The organism is Vibrio sp. AIC-3, from assembly GCF_013114515.1.
Lineage (GTDB): Bacteria > Pseudomonadota > Gammaproteobacteria > Enterobacterales > Vibrionaceae > Vibrio > Vibrio crassostreae_C.
Window position 1 is genome coordinate 87,563 of the sequence record NZ_VTXG01000009.1, and the last position, 16,910, is coordinate 104,472.

Sequence of the window (16,910 nt, forward strand, 5' to 3'; positions counted from 1 at the left end):
ACAATGGCAATTAAAACATCTGACTTAAATGCAAAGCTATTTGGTAAAGCAAACAAACGTCGCGTAGCAACACCACAAGAAGCGCAAACAGCGGCAAAAGAGCAGGCTCAAGTGATTGAGCTTTCTGTTGCTGGCGAAGATTTGGTTTCATTTGAATTGGTTCGAATTCCTGCGGCTGAAGTGGCTACTCGAACGGTTGTTTTTGAAGAGAACGCTCGTGAGCAATCTTTCTTAAATGAGCACGCGCTTTCTGATGTTCTTACAACATTGAAAGAACGTGGTCAGCAATACCCTGCGGTCGGTCGTAAGAACAAAGACGGTAAGATTGAAGTTCTTGATGGTAGCCGTCGTCGTATGTCATGTATTTTGGCTGACAAAGAGTTCCTAATCTATGTTGCTGAAAACATTAACGGCGAACACGCTAAGTTCCTATCAGACGTAGCTAACGCTCATAAACCGCTTTCTCTTTACGAGAAGGGCAAAGAGATGCAAGCGAAGCTAGATAAAGGCGAAGCTGAAGACCAGAAAGCACTGGCAAAAATGTTCCAGTGCAGTGAAGCTTTGGTGAGTGGTGCATTGAAAGCAGCCGCTTTGCCACTTGAATTGCTACAAGCTTACCCAAATGTGAGCGACCTTGGTCGTCCAACTATTGTTAAACTGCACAAGCAGTTTGGTGGATTGACGAGTGAACAGCAGCAAACACTGCTTACTAAGTGTGATGCTTCTGAAGGTTTTGTATGGCAGCGTAGCGAAGCTCAAGGCGTAACTCGTCTAACCAAAGACGTGACAGAAACTTTGGAAGGTTGGATTCTTGAATTGGCGCCAGCGCCAGCGAAGAAAGCTTCTCCAAAAGTTGAGCTTATTAAGGGCCGCGTATCATACAGCCGCAAGGGTTCAAACTTGGCGTTGAACGTTAAGAAAGTTGATGATGCAACAATGGAAGAAATCCTCGCCTTCGTTCAATCGAAGCTCGACTAAGTCGACGACTTTTCATTACTCCTCTAAAGCCGCTTAATGCGGCTTTTTATTTGGCTGTGATAAACTGTGTTTAGATGAATCTGGACGGTAACTATGACAAACCCAACCAACACTTTTCTGCATACACTTTCTAATATTGCTCAGCATAACGATCACCGTTACGGCGTGGTCTTTGATGGCGATTTTTATTGGCAAAACTCTGCTGTTATTACCTTCCTTCAAGATTCAAACACTCCGAGCATCTTCCAGGTTGGCGGTACGCCATTTGAAGGTGTGATTCATGCTCCAGTAAAAAAAGGCCAACAACTGCTTGGTCGTGAGTGCCAAGTTCTTGTTTGTGATTTTAGAGAGCAGTTCGATGCGAATGGTTTTAGTGCCGCGTTGGGTTCGTTAGTTGGTGGTGGGTTGTTGTTGGTGTTGCCGCAAAAAGTTAATGCCTCTGAAGATAGTGAAAGCTTTGGCCAACGTTGGTTAAAACGTCATTTCGATAAACTGATTTCTGTTTCACAACATAATGAAGCCGGCGATGTAGTTCAAGCAACTCACGCTCTTCCTCAGATGCAAAGCGCCCAAAACGGATTGGATAAATTTGAACAGCAAAACACGGCTGTTGAATTAGTCAAAAAAGTGGTGTCTGGACATCGTAAACGTCCTTTGATTCTCACTGCGGATAGAGGGCGTGGTAAAAGCTCGACATTGGGTATTGCCGCAGCGCAGCTGTTAGTTGAGCGTCACGGTTTTAATATTGTTGTTACTGCACCTTCAGTGAAAGCGGTAGAGCCGGTATTTTCTCATGCTGGCCAAGGGTTAGAATCTTGCGAAGTGGTCAACGCTACTCACATTCGCCATCAAGGGGGAAGTTTGAGATTCGTCGCGCCAGATGAATTACTTAAATCCAAGCCCGATTGTGACCTTCTATTTGTTGACGAAGCGGCTACAATTCCAATTCCGATGCTTAAATCCATGGTCGACATCTATCACCGTATGGTTTTTTCGACCACGGTACACGGTTACGAAGGCAGTGGACGAGGGTTCGGTATTAAGTTTGAGTCTTGGCTTTCTGAGCATCGTCCGGGGTGGAAAGGCTTTAAGCTCGAACAACCGATTCGTTGGAATAGCAACGATCCGCTAGAGGATTGGTTGTTTGATTGCTTTCTACTTGGTAATGACGCATCAGTCACTGAATCGGCGGTTGATGAACTCGATGGCTTTTCTGCTGACGCAATCAAAAAATTAAACTTAGTCGAGTTATCAAAAGCAGAATGCTTGGCTAATCCTGAGCAGCTACAACAATGTTTTTCTCTTCTTGTGGATGCGCACTATCAGACCTCGCCTAATGACTTAATGCAGTTTCTCAACAATCCAGCAATCCGTTTATACGCCGCTTGGCAGCAAGGTGAATGTTTAGGTTGTATGTTGGTGACGGAAGAGGGTGGTTTGGACAGCGAGTTGATTACTCAAATTCAACTTGGAAAACGCAGGCCTCAAGGTCACCTTGCTCCAGTATTACTGGCAAACCAACTTGGCTGTACTCATGCGGCGAGCAGTCGTTGCCTTCGAGTGATGCGCATTGCTGTTTCAGCGCGTCATCAAGGTTTGGGTATTGGCCGTTGGATGTTGGCTCAGTTATCACAGCAAACCAGCCAAGCAGATTATCTGGCGACAAGTTTTGGCGCGACCAGCGAATTGATTTCTTTTTGGCGTGGTAGTGAATTTGAAGCTGTGCACATCGGCCACCAGCGAGATCAGGCCAGTGGCTGTCACTCGGTTCTGATGGTTAAGGCGCTTAACTCAAACTCTCAAGGCTGGATAAACCAAGTTCAAAATCACTTCGAGCGTAGCTACTGTTTTCTTGTTTCAGGTTCTTTGGTTTCACTTGAAACCGATATGGTGCGAGCACTGCTGCCAAAGAGTGTTCACACCGTTAGTGAGTTTGAAACTCAGTTAGTTAGAAATTACGTGAACGGTGGCAACAGTTATGATGCGATCAGCTTCAGCGTACTGAACTTGATTCTACTCAGTAACGATCGAAACATAGGTATTTCTGACTTACTCATCGCAAAGGTTGTTCAGCAGAAAGAGTGGGGGACTTGTGTTGAACAGTTTAATCTTGTTGGTCGTAAACAAGCAGAGATTCAGTTTCGTAAAGATGTCGATGCTCTGTTAGCAAATTTACAGTGTAAATAGGCTAGCCATCATTTAAATAGACTGACCGCAACAAATTAGATTTACAGTGTAAATTAGAATATTGGATTTACACTGTAAACTGAAGCTCCATATTGAAACCCGTTTTTACCCTGATTATCTGTTACATCATTTCTGTTTCATCTCTCCATGACAGCAGATCATAAAATGTGTAAGTCTTATTTATGAGTCATGTTTGCAGAATCGAAAGTAAGTGATGTGACGCTGATTATTCTAATAATGTGATACTCAGCGCAGAATGAATTATATAGACTGAATAACAACTGAGTCATTAGGGATACTCAATTCGAATGTGGGATAACATCGTTACATTGTCGGAAGACAAGCAACAAGTAATGGCATGTCTGCCAACCGGGACTGTGGTTGACGCAAGCTTTGATAGCAAGACGCTGCCACCAACCTTGGAAGCTTTGAATGCATCAAACTATTTTCTTTTCGAAGAAGAGGTGTTGCGTTTCGTTACTCTTGCTAAAGAAGGTAAGGGTGAAGCTTATGAAGGAATCTTGATTGCTGAAGTTCGAAATGCCACTGTTGCGGTCGAACTGTCTGATGATGAGATGTTGGCGAGTCTCGTGGTCACTGGTCCCTACAATGGACACCCACTGCGTGGTAGCGACATCATTCACTGTTTAGCCCAAGCCCAAATAACAAAAGGAATAAATAAGTTAGCGCTCAGAAAAGTTCTGATGATGAGTAGCAAACTTAAGCCCGGGGAAAAGTTTACTCAGCCCGTCGCTAAAGGGACACAACCAGTAAAAGGTAAGGATGCTAAGTTTGCCGCTTTGGTTGAAGACATTACTCGCCAAGTCTTGAAGCCTCGCAGCAAAGACGAAGGCAAGATTGATATGCGAGACTTGGGACAAACCATTACCGTTGGTCAAAATGATCACTTAATGAAACGTACCCCCGCTACCAAAGGTATCGCTGGCTTTACCGTTCAAGGCCGAATTATCCCACCGCTTCCTGGACAAGACAGTTTAATCAAGCCTGGAAAGGGCACTTACATCTCCCCTGAAGATCCCAATTTACTACTCGCCTCACACCCTGGATTGCCCATCATTAAAGACCGAACCATCGAAGTGGATGACGCCTTATGTGTCAGCAACGTCGATGTCTCAACTGGGCACGTTAAATTTAAAGGTAATGTTTTTGTCTCTGGCAACATCGAGCCGGGGATGATCGTCAAGGCGACCGGAAGTGTTACGGTTGGTGGCTTTATCGAATCGGCCGAAGTGCAAGCTCAGGGGGATATCAAAGTCGCGAAAGGCATTATCGGCCACACGACCAAAGAGGGTGAGCCAAAAAGTTGTAAGGTATTCAGTAAAGGCTCTATCACAGCAAGCTACGCACAGAATGCCGAGCTACAAACGGCCAATGACCTTCGACTTGGTGTGCACAGTATGAGTAATGACATTCGCTGTGGTAACAACCTTATCGTGATGGACAGTTTGAAAAAACACGGCACGCTAAGCGGTGGTGAAGCCAAAGTTGGCGGAAAAGTAGAATGTGTCTTCTTAGGTGTTGAGGGAGACACCGCAACTAAGGTACATGGTTTTGCGCGCTACGATGGTTACCGCCAAAAGATAGCCGAGCTGAAGGAAACTTATAAACACACTCAAGAGCAAACCATGGGTGTGATTCGCCAAGAGTTAGAATTTAAGAAGCGCCCGAAAGCAGAGAGAAGCGAAGAGCAAGCCCTAGAAATAGAGCAGCAACGTGAGAAGAATAACCTCGCAATAGAAAACACAAAGTCGCAGCTAGATACACTCGAAGCGGAGTTTGCAACCAACCTTGCTGAATGCACTGTAGAGGTACACGAAAAAGTGTATACCCGAGTGACGATTCAATTTGGTGATGAGACAGTCACAACCAAGCGGACCCACGGCGGAAGTGTTTTCTCATTCAACCAATACGAGATCCAATGTTCGTTTAAGATGGAGCAAGAGGATATTGCTTTGTAGGCTTTGTGTTGAACATAAGTGATGTATGGTTAAGGTGCCGATACTGACAAATAAAAAAGGGGATCTGATGCTCCCCCTTTTGGTTTCTACTGATAATTATTTAGGTGGCTTGAGCGCTCTAACTAACGGCTCTCACTCGGCCTTGTTTAAGGTCTGAAAGAACCTGTGCTTTAGGACCATCTGCAATGATGCAGCCTTTCTCCATTACGATCACTCGATCGACAATGTCCAACATCGACGTTTTGTGTGTAATCAGAATTAACGTCTCGCTTGGTAGCAATTGGTTAAGTTGGTGTTTGATGTGCATCTCTGAACGGTTATCCATAGCACTGGTCGGCTCATCCATCAACAACACTGGCGGACGGCCAAGGAAGGCTCTAGCAATGGCAATTGACTGACGTTGTCCACCAGACAGCAAGGCACCACCTTCACCCACTTGGCGTTCCAAACCTGCAGGATCTTGTTGAGTAAACGCGGTTACCCCTGCACGGTTTGCTGCATCCATCACGTCACGGTCATCCACCAAAGGACGACCTAAAGTAATGTTGTCTCTTACTGAACCGTAGAACAGGTTACTGTCTTGCGGAACACAACCTATATTGCGTCGTACGTCGACATGATGCAGTTGCTCCATATCCGTGTCATCAATACGTACATGGCCTTCTGTGGGCTTGTACAGGCCCATAATCAGACGTTCTAGTGTGGTTTTACCTGAACCAATACGACCAATGATTGCTACTTTCTCACCAGGACTAATATTGAGGGTTAAGTCTCTAATTGAAGCCACTGGTGAATCTGGGTAGTGGAACGTCACTTTATCTAGCGCGATATGGCCCTGAATAATCGGACGGTGAATGTAGCGTTTACCTTCTTCTTGTTCATCAGGCATCGACATCACTTGCTCAATCAGAGTCATTGATGACTTTGCTTGGTTGTAACGAGTCGAAAGCAAAGACAGCTGAACAAGCGGGCCAATCGCTCGGCCGCTCAACATGGTTGCAGCGATCAAGCCACCCATCGTAAGTTCACCTTCTGCAATTAGATACACGCCAAAGATGATCATACCAACGTTAGTACTTTGCTGAACAAAGCCGGCGGTGTTTTGGATGCTGTCAGTGATGCGTCGGCTTTTGATATTCCAATTCGCCATGTGAGCAACAGCTTCTTCCCAACGGAATTGGAATTGGCTTTGCGCGCTGAACAGCTTAACCGTCTCTAACCCTGCCAAACTCTCAATCAAGTTTGCGTACTTCTGCGAAGCAAGACGAGAGCCTTCTTCAATGGTGCGGCGCAGTGGGCCTTGGATTAGCAATGCATAGACGATCAAAATGACCACGCCAGCAACGGGAACGAATACAAGGTTTCCAGCCATTAGCCAAATTAGCGTTAAGAACATCAGTGCGAACGGTAAGTCGATTAACGAGCCAATGGTTGCAGAGGTAAAGAATTCACGAATGGATTCGAACTCTTGCAAGTTTTTAGCGAAAGCACCGACGGAAGCAGGCTTCGCTTCCATACGAATCCCCAGTACTTTACTGAACAGCTTGGAGGAAATGAGAATATCGGATTTCTTACCGGCAACATCAATGAAGTAGCTTCGCATCAATTTGAGCAGCAAATCGAATAGGAACACGACAAAGATACCACTCGCTAGCACCCACAAAGTTTCAAAGGCGAGGTTAGGGACTACTTTGTCGTACACCAAGCGAGTGAACATCGGCGCGGCAATCGCGAAGATGTTGATAAGAATGGAGGCAATCAACACATCTCGGTAGATGTTTTTAGATTCCCAAATCGTGCTCCAAAACCAATGCCCTTTACGTGTTTTTAGAACTTCTGGTGAACGTTCATCATAACGGAACTGTTTCTTTACCAAGAAGTAGCGGCCGATGAATTGTTCTTTCAGCTCTTCGACAGGAATGATGATTGGCACCATTCCGCTTTCCGCTGTAATGATTTCCGCTTCTTGCTTCTCTAAATCGATACTGTTGAGAACGCACGCCTCACCTTGTTTAAGCAGTAAAACGGCAGGCAGAATCAGGTGAGGAATCTTTTCTAAGTCGGAACGGTTTTCTTTCGCCACCAATCCTGCTCGCTCAGCAGAACGTGGGAATAGGAAAGGGGTTAGCTTTCCGTCTGATAGTGGTAGCCCATTGATCAACGCTTCGGGCGAGTTAGCTAACCCGTAATACCGGCTAACGTAGATCAGTGAGTTCAATAGTGGATCTTGCATGTGATATAACCCTTACAACTATTTATCAACAATGAAGCCTTGGAACACTTCTACGTAGTTATCAGACAGAATATCTAGCTGAGTCTGAGTTTCTATTCGAGACGCGATGGTGGTGACGCCTAGGTTGTGAGCGGTTCTAGAGATCGACGTTAAGGTGAACTTCTGTTTTTCGTCATCAAGGTTATGTGTGAACAGATAATCTAGTTTCACATAACTTGGACGGTATTCGTTGATGTAATCCAGTGATTGGAAGTTACGCCCATAGTTATCGACACCAAACACCGCTTCAGCGTTGCGAATGGTGTTACACAAGAGTGCCGTGTAGTGCGGAACGTTGATGAAGCAGTTTTCTGGAATCTCAAAGTGCAATAGGTGAGCGATTGAAGCATTCTGTTCAAGCGTCTTACCGATCCAACGGATGAAGCTTGGTTGAGATATACTGCTTGGCGAGAGATTAATAGCGACTGGGCTGGTTACTTCTTTTGCATTGAGCTTTTCAACCATCTTCTCAATAACGTATTGGTCGAGAATGTGGCTCATTTCAAGCTGTTCTAGCGCGTATAGATACTGGTTAGCACCGTAACGCACGCCATCTTTTTCAATCGCAGAGAACACCTCTTGGTGATACGTTTTACCAAAGGCATTGTTTGCAGCCTGCAAACGGAAGGTAATGAGGTCGTTGATGATCGCTTCTTCAACCAACATACGCCATTGTTGTTTGCCCATCACTGCGCCGTGATCGTCTGCGGTTACGTAGCCGTAAGCAAGTTCTCGATTCGCCTTGGCACTTGAGAGTGCGTTATCCACCAGCGACATGATTTCAGTACTGGTTTTACGCTTGTTGCTGTAGGTCACACCAAGAGCAATATGTGGATTCGCAGTGCCTGTTGGGTCTGAACCTAGGCTCTGGATACAGTTTACGATGCTGCTCGCGACAAGTTTCAGTTCGCTCTCATCAATGTTTGGCATGATGAAACCGAACTCGTCACTAGAAATACGAGCGATGGTGATATCTGGAGATGAAATTGAAGCTTGCAGCTGTTCAGCCAGTTGATGAACCAAGGCATCACCTTCTTGATAGCCCTTTTCATCGTACTCTTCACTGATAAACTCCGCTTTAAGTACCGCTAAACCACCTAAGCTCGACTCCTCTAACCATTGAGTTAACTGAGACATGTAGTAAGCACGGTTACCTAGCTGAGATACAGGGTCGATATATGCTCTTTCACGTAACTTCTGAGCTTCTTTCGCTTGGTTTTTAAATGCCAGTTCAACTTGAGTCGACATGTGGTTGATACCATCGACAACCAAGGTGAGATCTTTTGTCTTTGGACGAGCCAGAGGTTCGCCAAACTGATTCTTGGCGATCTGATCCATCTTGGTAATGATCAACGAGAGCGGGCGTAAAGCGCGCTTAAGGATCCAAGAGATAGACACCAAACCGAGCAAGAAGATCGTGCCAAATATGCTCAGTAAGCGGATGAATGCTTGCCAAAGTTGATCGTAGGCAGGGCCTGGGTGACTTACGATCTCGACCTCGGCCAATTGCATCCAGCCACTGGTGATCACGCGGCGGTCATGAACAGGCTCGAACAGGTTTAGGTTGGTAAACCACTCTGGTACGCCAGTTGGCTTTACAGGGTATGAGCGGAGAATGTCTTCACCGCTATCGAGAAAGATCAATCGAACGACTGAGTAAGAACTGCCATCAAACAGGGCGTTGATAACAGACTCCACTGCCACCTTGTCCTTTTCTTCTAGGTAAGGGGCGAGAGCCAGTCCAACAGTATTAATGGTATTACTTACCTCAGAGCGTTGCTGCTCCTCTAAGTATCCACGGGTGGTATTGAATTCGATCATAAAAACTGACGTCATCAGCAGTATGAACACTGCAACCATCCCGACCACAAGCTGTTTATATAAAGTCATTGTACCTACTCATCGTAATTGATAATGGGTTTGTTTAATTTTAGAGAGCGCTCACGTGAACGTAAGTCGTTCCATAAGCTCAATCTTGAAGATTTCCCTGCCAACTTGCCGCTGCCTGCTGCCGACTTGATCAACCAAAGGTTTTTACCGTTAAAACTGTAAATTGGTCTTAGATCTGGGCGTTTGGAACCGCGTTTAATTTCAGGGTTTAAGTTGTCCAAAATTAATGGCTCTGCACTCGGTGTTGAGTAGTAAGCTAACACCATGTGGAACTGGTTTAGTTCCAGTGCTTTTACGTACACTAATCGTAATTTCTTATCTGGGACGCCCAGTTCAAGCAAAGAGAAGTATTTTGCGATTGTGAAGTCTTCACAATCACCGGCGTTGCTGCCTAAAAATTCCAGTGGTGTTGCCCAGTAATCATTCTTTCCCCATAGTATGTTGTCATCGACAAAGTACATCTGGTTGAAGAACTGGTTTACCGACCTGAGCTTCTCTTTTTCACTTAATCCGTCGTATGACGTCATATTTGAGCGCCATGTCGCCACTCGCTTTCCGGCTCTATCGCCGTAGGTTTTGGTCACTGCATCTATCCACCGTTGGTCGCTCTTGTTGAGCGCCACAGAGGTGAAAGAGGTGAAAGAGGTGAGGACCAGCAGCAATAGCGAAATCCGAGACTTCATAGCCTCTGCTCTTGTCTATTTGCTGTGTATTGAAAGGCGTTATCAAACATCAAACGTCCTTACTCTTTTAGTGCATTGTTTTGAGCGCTTAATAGTGGCTTCAACATGTACTCAAGCACGGTTCTTTTACCCGTGATGATATCGACAGAGGCGGTCATACCTGGAATGATTGGCAACTCTTCGTTCTGTCCAAAATTGTGTTTTTCGGTGCGCACGCGCACGATATAGAAGCTATTGCCTTCTTCATCTTGAGTGGTATCGGCACTGATGTGCTCTAACACGCCTTCTAGACCACCGTACTTAGTGAAGTCATAAGCACTGAATTTAACGATGGCAGTCAATTCTGGGCGTAGGAACGCGATATCTTGCGGGGCGATTTTCGCTTCAACCAATAGAGAGTCTTCTGTTGGTACAATCTCAACGATGTCCATACCCGGTTGGATAACCCCGCCGACAGTATTAATACCCAATGTTTTAACGGTGCCTGTTACAGGAGAAACCACCACGGTACGGTTTACTCTGTCTTCTAGGCCAACGGCAGATTCGGTCATTGCAGAGAGCTTGTCTTGGGCTTGATTGAGTTTTTCTTGTTGTTCGGAGCGGAAGTTCAGTGCGGCGTCAATACGGCTGAGCATGGATTCTTTGATTGCTGAGCGTAAAAGAGGAATTTTTAGCTCGCTCGAAGTCATTTCTCGGCGAGTGTCGTTCACTTGTCTTTGCAGTTTAAGTAATTCAATTCGTGGTACCACCCCTTCATCGGCGAGAGGTTTGGTGATATCCAGTTCTTGGCGAGCAAACTGGTAGCTCTGTTTTAGGTTTCGAACACGCGCTTTAATCTCAACTAGGTCTTGCTGTTTCTGTTCAACTTGTTGATCAAAAACGGAAAGCTGGTTTCTCAGATTATTGAGATCTTGACGGTATTCTGCTTTTTGACGATTAACCAGTTGAGGTTGAAGTTCATAGAATTTAGGTGGGAACGCAAGCTTGCCATAATCGAGAGTGACACTTTTCTTCCATTCTTTTTCAGAGAATTCTTCATTGATGACAACACTGGTCAGGGAAGCGGAAAGCATTAACACGTTGGCGGTCAAGTTCGCGACTTGTTGTTCACGTTCGCGGAAGTCAGAACGGAATCGTGTGTCATCGATTAACAGCAGTTGTTGACCTTTTTGAACGCGTTGGCCTTCTTTAACTAAGATTTCTTTAACCAAGCCACCTTCAAGGTTTTGTACCACTTGGATCTGAGAGGAGGGGATCACTTTGCCTTGGCCAACGGTAACTTTGTCGATCTCTGCCCATGCAGACCACCCAATAGCAGCAATAAAAAACAGAACGATCACCCACAACATAATTCGCGCACTGGTGGGAGTATTGAGGAGTAGTGCCGCTGTTTTATCATCGACATACTCAAGCTCGGTCTCGTTCAATTTGCTGAAATTTTTCTGACTCATAACAGTCCTTGTTCGCTAAATAAAAGTGCAAGCCTATTGAGTGTATTCTTACTTTTGATAAATGTTAAGATTTTGCTCCTTTAAATCTTTGAATTTATATATTTTTTAAGACTTATCGGTTCTTGAAATCTGTTTTATCGAGTTGGTGCTTTCTTAGTTTGTCATACAGTGTTTTTCGCGACACCTGCAGCTCTTGTTGTACCTCTTTTAAACGACCTTGATGGCGATGTAGCGCCTCAATCAAGATAATTTGTTCAAAGCTATCGGTGCGTTGGTTCAACGACTGTTGTTGCTCTTCAATGCTCATATCGAGTTCATTTTGCTCATCAGTATCGCTGTCGAGCGACGGCTGCTTAATTTGAGTCAGCACTCTGAGTTCAGCATGTTGGCGAAGCTGACGAATGTTCTCCGTCCAATGCGTTGCAATGAGTCGTTGAATCTCTTTTTCTGTAATGACGGGTGGCGGCAGTTGATAGCGACTGGCTGCACCACGAGCAAAGTGTTTGAACAAAGAGCCAATATCTTCCGTTCTTTGCGCCAAGGGTAGTAAATTAAATCGGCGCAGTTCACCTGTAATTGTAGTAGGAACTACTGTAGTTGCGATAATGATACAAGTTGCATTGGTCTTGCATGAGTTTTCACGAAGTAGAGTGGGTTTTAGGTTCGCTAACCACAGCCATTGATCCTGAGTTAATGCTTCTGTCTCATGGATATAGAGTGTTCCACCTTGATGCTTCAAAAACAGTTGCAAAACAAATTGATGAAATGTCGCTTCGTCACTGCGAGGCAAATTAAATGCTGCGACAGGGCAAAGCTCCGCAGTTTGATGACTGTGTAGATCATGGGTGTATTGTGCTGTGACCCTTTTCCCCGTTCCTAAATCACCAACAAATAATAAAAGTGGGTTGGTTTTGGTATCTAGGGTGATCAACTCTCGGCGTAATGCCTGCATTGATGGTGATTGACCAATCAGTTTTGGGCCAACTTGATTTTGCATTGCCAACTCTTTACGCAATAGGTTGTTCTCTTCAACCAGTGCGAGTTTATCCGCGGCTTTCTTAACGGCAGTGAGTAGGGCATCGACCACAAATGGCTTTTCCAGAAAGTCATAAGCGCCGGCTTTCATCGCAGATACTGCTGTTTGTACGTCACCATGCCCGGTAAGTACGATGACCTGAAAATGAGGATTTTGGCTCAGTAATTTTTGCGTTAATTGAATGCCATCCATCACCGGCATGTGAATATCGGTGATGACAATTCCGGCTTGCGACGTATCTATTTTCTTTAATGCCTCAATAGCGTTGGGAAAGCAGACGATATCGATGCCTTCAATGAGCATGGCTTGTTCTACTGAGTCGCGAATCGCAGGTTCATCGTCGACAAAATAGAGTTTAGGCATAGAGTGCAAAAGCCGATTCCTTAGCAGTAGGTGAGATTAGCAGTATGTGAGATTCGTTTTCTAATCAATGTTAACAACGGCGCGTTAGCTTTTATCGTTATATAACGGGATGTTTAGCGAGAATAACATGCCTGAAGGCTCTAACCGGTTTACGCTGATCGTGCCGTGATACGCTTCAATAATCCGTTTCGATATTGAAAGCCCTAACCCTAAGCCTTCCGGTTTAGTCGTAAAAAACGGGTCGAACAGCTGTTCTAGTTTGTCATCCTGCATGCCAATTCCGTTGTCCCAAATGATCAGCTGACAAGAGTTATGATGCAGTTGCCATTCGATGCCTATCTGTGGGTTAGCCTGTTGGTCAACGTTTTCCAGGTTTTGTTGCTCCTGCAAGATTTTCTGTTCAAGAACTTGCTGTTGAAGCGCTTGAATCGCGTTGTGAATCAGATTGACCAGTACTTGCTCAAGTTCGGTTGGATGAATCGCAATGTTGATGTCATCGGGCACCGTGCTTAACCTAAGTGTAATGCCTTGCTTGATCATCAGCGCACTGAGAATACTGGTGGCATTGTTGACCGCTTGGTGTAGGTTGGCCACATGATGTTCTTGTTTAGTGACTTTGCGAGTAAAGACTTTGAGTCGCGCGATGATGTCGGTAATGGTGTTGTTGAGGCCAATCATTTTCTCAAGATTGTTCTTCACCAAATCGGTTCGTTCCATCTCAAGTAGTTTTAAGCTGTTCTCACTGTAGGTTCGCAGCGCTGCAAGTGGTTGGTTGATTTCGTGGTTAATGCTGGCTGACAGCTCACCGAGTACCGCTAGTTTCGCGGTTTGTGTCAGCTCTTGTTCTGTCTGTTTCAACTTCAACTGCGACTCTTGGTATTGAAAGATGGTTTGTTGCAGCTGTTGATTGGATTGCTTCAAGTAGTGAGTACGTTTATCAACGGTTTGCTCTAGGTTTTGGTTGAGTCGGGTCAACGCCACTTTCGCGAGATAAGTCTGGCGCCACGACCAAGCGATGAGCATCACCAAGCTGTAAATCACCACGAAGATGACATCGATCTGCAAGACCTTAATAAGCTCAGCTCTGGTCTCTTTTAGGGCGACGACTTGGTACTGGTTGTTGCTGACCGTTGCAGGGTAAAGATTAAAAGTCCCGAGTTTAAATAATTGGTTAGCGGTGAGTTCTTTTCGGATTTCGTTTGATTGAAGGTTGCTAGATCGATTTGTATTAGGTTGATTGGCGTTGCTAGCTTCTGACTGAGAGCTTGAAGAACGAAAGGCTTCGATGATCGAAATTTTGCTCTGACCGTATTGGCGTTGAAGTGCGATATCTGTTTGTTGCTGCTGAGTTAATGGCAACAATGAATGGTAAAGCCACGGAGCTTGGCTTGATAGAAACACCACTTGGTTAGAGTCGAGTACCACGATCTCAAAGTCATCGCTGGTGAGGATGTTTTCAAGGTTCTCTAAGCTTACTTTTACGGTGATCACCCCGACAATATCACTTTCTAGATACAACGGTGACGATAAAAAGTAACCGCGTACATTAGATCGGGCACCCAGCGCGACATAGTGCGTGTTATTGCCTTGAATTGCAGAAGCAAAATAGGGACGAAACGAGAAATTTTGACCAACAAAGGTACGTGGCTTTTGGTAATTACTTGATGCGATCACAGTCCCGCTTGGGTCATGAATATAGATGGTGTCGGCCTGGCTTTGATTCGACCACTCAAACAGCAATTGATTGAGCTGCGCAGCGGAAATTTTGTCTGCTTTTGGTGAGGAGTCAAAATAAGAGAGTAGGCGCGGGTCATGACTGAGTAAATCAGGGATCTGTTTGAATTTATCCAGTTCAGAATCGATTTGTAGATTGGCTTTATTAGCTGCTTCATTGAGTTGCTGAGTGACGATTTTTTCTTGGAATTGACCGGCCAAAAAATGAGTAGCAGTCAGTCCTGCAGCTCCCAATAGCAATGAGAATAAAACAAAGGGAGTCATTAGGTTAGGCAGTATTTTGGTCACTTGGTTCTCAGCTTGTCATCGGTTTGTGTAAAGATTATCAATATGATTGAGAGAGTACCGAGATCTTGTTAACACAGAGCATCTTCAGTGAGACAAAACTATGACTGAGACTTGTGTTTCAAAGGATTACAGCGCAAAATCACAAAAAAATTGAAAGGAGCAACCAAATGGAACTGACAGATATTCGTCGCGAATACGCTAAGGGTGGATTGAGACGCAAAGACTTGGCCGCAGACCCGATTGAGCAATTCAATCTATGGCTAGAGCAAGCCATTGAAGCGAAGTTGACGGACCCTACTGCCATGACAGTTGCTACGGTTGATGAAAATGGTCAGCCATTCCAACGAATTGTTCTGCTGAAGAATGTTGATAAAGACGGTTTCGTTTTTTACACCAACCTAGGTAGCCGTAAAGCGCACCAGCTTCAGCACAACAGCAAAATCAGTTTGCACTTCCCTTGGCATCCACTTGAGCGACAAGTTCATATTACGGGCACGGCTGAAAAGCTGACAGCTATGGAAAATATGAAGTATTTCTCGTCACGTCCAAAAGAGAGCCAGTTGGCCGCGATTGCAAGTAAGCAGAGTAGCCGCATCTCAGCGCGTGGGATTCTAGAAGGTAAGTATCTAGAGCTTAAACAGAAGTTTGCCAAAGGCGAGATTCCTGTGCCTTCTTTCTGGGGTGGCTTTCGCGTACGTGTGGATAGCATTGAGTTTTGGCAGGGTGGCGAACACCGCTTGCACGACCGTTTCTTGTTCTCACGCCAAGACGACAGCTGGGATATTGATCGACTAGCGCCTTAGGTTGCTTGATCGCTTAGCTGCTTAATAGATCCAAAAGTGCCGTTGATGATACTTATCTAATCAACGGCATTTTTTTGTCTGCACTCTTGTCAAACCAATAACCAACTGGCCTTCAATTACTTAACTAGTCACTGTGCAGAACAACGGAGATCTGTTTTTTGAGCAGAGTTTCAGGGATCACTGAGCCTAACCCCGAGTCCAATGCATATTCAATCAATTGGCTTTTACTGCGAGCGTCGAATTTCTGCTTCAATCTCGCGACATGACCTTCGACCGTTTTGATTGAAATGTTTAACGTAGACGCTATGTATTGAGGTTTTTTTCCGTAAAGCAGTAAGAACAGCACTTCTGATTCTCTAGAGGTCAGCCGCTTTTGCAGCTTAGACACACGCGGCTCTGATCCCGCAAGTGATGCTTGATTACCTTTCGCTCCTGTTGCCTGACAAACCCAATGACCGACCTCTAAGATTGCAGTATCAGTGAGCTCTTGCCCATAGAAGATAGTGCCTTGGACATTGTCATTATCATCAAGCCAAGGGGTTTTGGTAAAAATATGGGCATGCCAGCGTCCGTCTGGATAAGGGTGAATATCGAGGATCTTAAGGGTGCTGTGTGTATCCATCACATGTTTGTCTTGGGCTCTGAAATCCTGTGCACATTCAATAGTTTGACTGGGCATATCGAAGTCGGTCAAGCCAGTACAAGTCTCATCGGGTTTTAAGCCAATTAACTGGTTGTAAGCAAGATTGGCGTACACAAAGACCGAGTCAGTATTTTTGCAGCCCCAGCAGCCTGGAAGTTGTTCGAATAAAGAACGATGTATGGAGTTGAGTGGTTCGGGCAATTTTTTATCTCGTAAGCTGAGGTATGATAATGATATCAGTTTCTTATAGTGCTGCAATGGCAATTAGAGTTTGTAGTCCGTGCGAAAAATAAGGGGTGAATGACAGTTAAACGGATTGCTGACGAACTACTTCAATTACGTAGGATGGGTAGGCATAAAGAGTGATAAATAGGCAAAAAAAAGCCAGCCTGAAGAGGGGCTGGCCAAAGACAAGTTATGCCTTGTCGACATGTAGAAGATTTTCAGCTTAATTTACGAGGGTCAGGTAAATTAAGCTGAGGCATCAGTTAGATACCCAGAGTGACTTACTACTCTATCGACGAATTTACTCCTAGGCGTACCTATGCATAAGGGGGGAATTCCCCTATAAACACGATTCAATGCGATAAATGAGAGCCTAGA

11 protein-coding genes are annotated in these 16,910 nt (G+C 45.0%); 4 read left to right on the forward strand and 7 right to left on the reverse strand.

From position 1 onward, the window contains the following. Positions 1–3: 3 nt before the first annotated feature. The 3 genes from F0229_RS08915 (at position 4) to F0229_RS08925 (ending at position 5,144) form a co-directional block, all read left to right on the forward strand. Positions 4–978, forward strand: a complete 975-nt coding sequence (locus F0229_RS08915) for a ParB/RepB/Spo0J family partition protein (protein ID WP_171732669.1) — start codon at positions 4–6, stop codon at positions 976–978. A 93-nt stretch (positions 979–1,071) separates the two neighbouring features. Then, the gene (locus F0229_RS08920; RefSeq protein WP_171732670.1) at positions 1,072–3,165 is read left to right on the forward strand and encodes a GNAT family N-acetyltransferase; all 2,094 of its coding nucleotides are present in this window, start codon (positions 1,072–1,074) and stop codon (positions 3,163–3,165) included. Between the two features lie 308 nt (positions 3,166–3,473). After that, positions 3,474–5,144 carry a DUF342 domain-containing protein gene (locus F0229_RS08925; protein WP_171732671.1) on the forward strand — a complete coding sequence of 557 codons (1,671 nt, stop codon included), beginning with the start codon at positions 3,474–3,476 and terminating at the stop codon, positions 5,142–5,144. Between the two features lie 118 nt (positions 5,145–5,262). Here the strand turns inward: F0229_RS08925 and F0229_RS08930 are convergent, their stop codons facing one another. From F0229_RS08930 to F0229_RS08955, 6 genes are all read right to left on the reverse strand, one after another. Further along, complete coding sequence (locus F0229_RS08930) at positions 5,263–7,377, reverse strand: type I secretion system permease/ATPase (RefSeq protein WP_171732672.1); 2,115 nt, start codon at positions 7,375–7,377, stop codon at positions 5,263–5,265. Positions 7,378–7,395: 18 nt separating this feature from the next. Next, positions 7,396–9,306 (reverse strand): LapD/MoxY N-terminal periplasmic domain-containing protein, encoded by a 1,911-nt coding sequence (locus tag F0229_RS08935; RefSeq protein ID WP_017061208.1) that lies wholly within the window; start codon positions 9,304–9,306, stop codon positions 7,396–7,398. Positions 9,307–9,311: 5 nt separating this feature from the next. Beyond that, on the reverse strand, positions 9,312–9,989 hold the full coding sequence (locus F0229_RS08940) for a transglutaminase-like cysteine peptidase (RefSeq protein ID WP_032549014.1): 678 nt from the start codon (positions 9,987–9,989) through the stop codon (positions 9,312–9,314). Between the two features lie 59 nt (positions 9,990–10,048). Beyond that, positions 10,049–11,440, reverse strand: a complete 1,392-nt coding sequence (locus F0229_RS08945; protein WP_017061206.1) for an HlyD family type I secretion periplasmic adaptor subunit — start codon at positions 11,438–11,440, stop codon at positions 10,049–10,051. A gap of 112 nt (positions 11,441–11,552) precedes the next feature. Continuing rightward, the gene (locus F0229_RS08950) at positions 11,553–12,839 is read right to left on the reverse strand and encodes a sigma-54 dependent transcriptional regulator (protein ID WP_171732695.1); all 1,287 of its coding nucleotides are present in this window, start codon (positions 12,837–12,839) and stop codon (positions 11,553–11,555) included. Between the two features lie 84 nt (positions 12,840–12,923). Then, entirely contained in the window at positions 12,924–14,861 is a 1,938-nt protein-coding gene (locus F0229_RS08955; RefSeq protein WP_171732673.1) for an ATP-binding protein, read from the reverse strand. Positions 14,862–15,028: 167 nt separating this feature from the next. On the opposite strand from F0229_RS08955, the gene pdxH reads away from it, so the two are divergent. Beyond that, complete coding sequence (pdxH, locus tag F0229_RS08960; protein WP_061015981.1) at positions 15,029–15,664, forward strand: pyridoxamine 5'-phosphate oxidase; 636 nt, start codon at positions 15,029–15,031, stop codon at positions 15,662–15,664. A gap of 124 nt (positions 15,665–15,788) precedes the next feature. Here the strand turns inward: pdxH and F0229_RS08965 are convergent, their stop codons facing one another. Beyond that, the gene (locus F0229_RS08965; protein ID WP_171732674.1) at positions 15,789–16,571 is read right to left on the reverse strand and encodes a helix-turn-helix transcriptional regulator; all 783 of its coding nucleotides are present in this window, start codon (positions 16,569–16,571) and stop codon (positions 15,789–15,791) included. Positions 16,572–16,910 lie beyond the last annotated feature (339 nt).

Coding starts and splice junctions, on each gene's coding strand:
- pdxH (WP_061015981.1), top strand. CDS start 15,029: ATGGAACTGACAGATATTCGTCGCGAATACGCTAAGGGTGGATTGAGA.
- F0229_RS08940 (WP_032549014.1), bottom strand. CDS start 9,989: ATGAAGTCTCGGATTTCGCTATTGCTGCTGGTCCTCACCTCTTTCACC.
- F0229_RS08945 (WP_017061206.1), bottom strand. CDS start 11,440: ATGAGTCAGAAAAATTTCAGCAAATTGAACGAGACCGAGCTTGAGTAT.
- F0229_RS08930 (WP_171732672.1), bottom strand. CDS start 7,377: ATGCAAGATCCACTATTGAACTCACTGATCTACGTTAGCCGGTATTAC.
- F0229_RS08925 (WP_171732671.1), top strand. CDS start 3,474: ATGTGGGATAACATCGTTACATTGTCGGAAGACAAGCAACAAGTAATG.
- F0229_RS08915 (WP_171732669.1), top strand. CDS start 4: ATGGCAATTAAAACATCTGACTTAAATGCAAAGCTATTTGGTAAAGCA.
- F0229_RS08920 (WP_171732670.1), top strand. CDS start 1,072: ATGACAAACCCAACCAACACTTTTCTGCATACACTTTCTAATATTGCT.
- F0229_RS08935 (WP_017061208.1), bottom strand. CDS start 9,306: ATGACTTTATATAAACAGCTTGTGGTCGGGATGGTTGCAGTGTTCATA.
- F0229_RS08950 (WP_171732695.1), bottom strand. CDS start 12,839: ATGCCTAAACTCTATTTTGTCGACGATGAACCTGCGATTCGCGACTCA.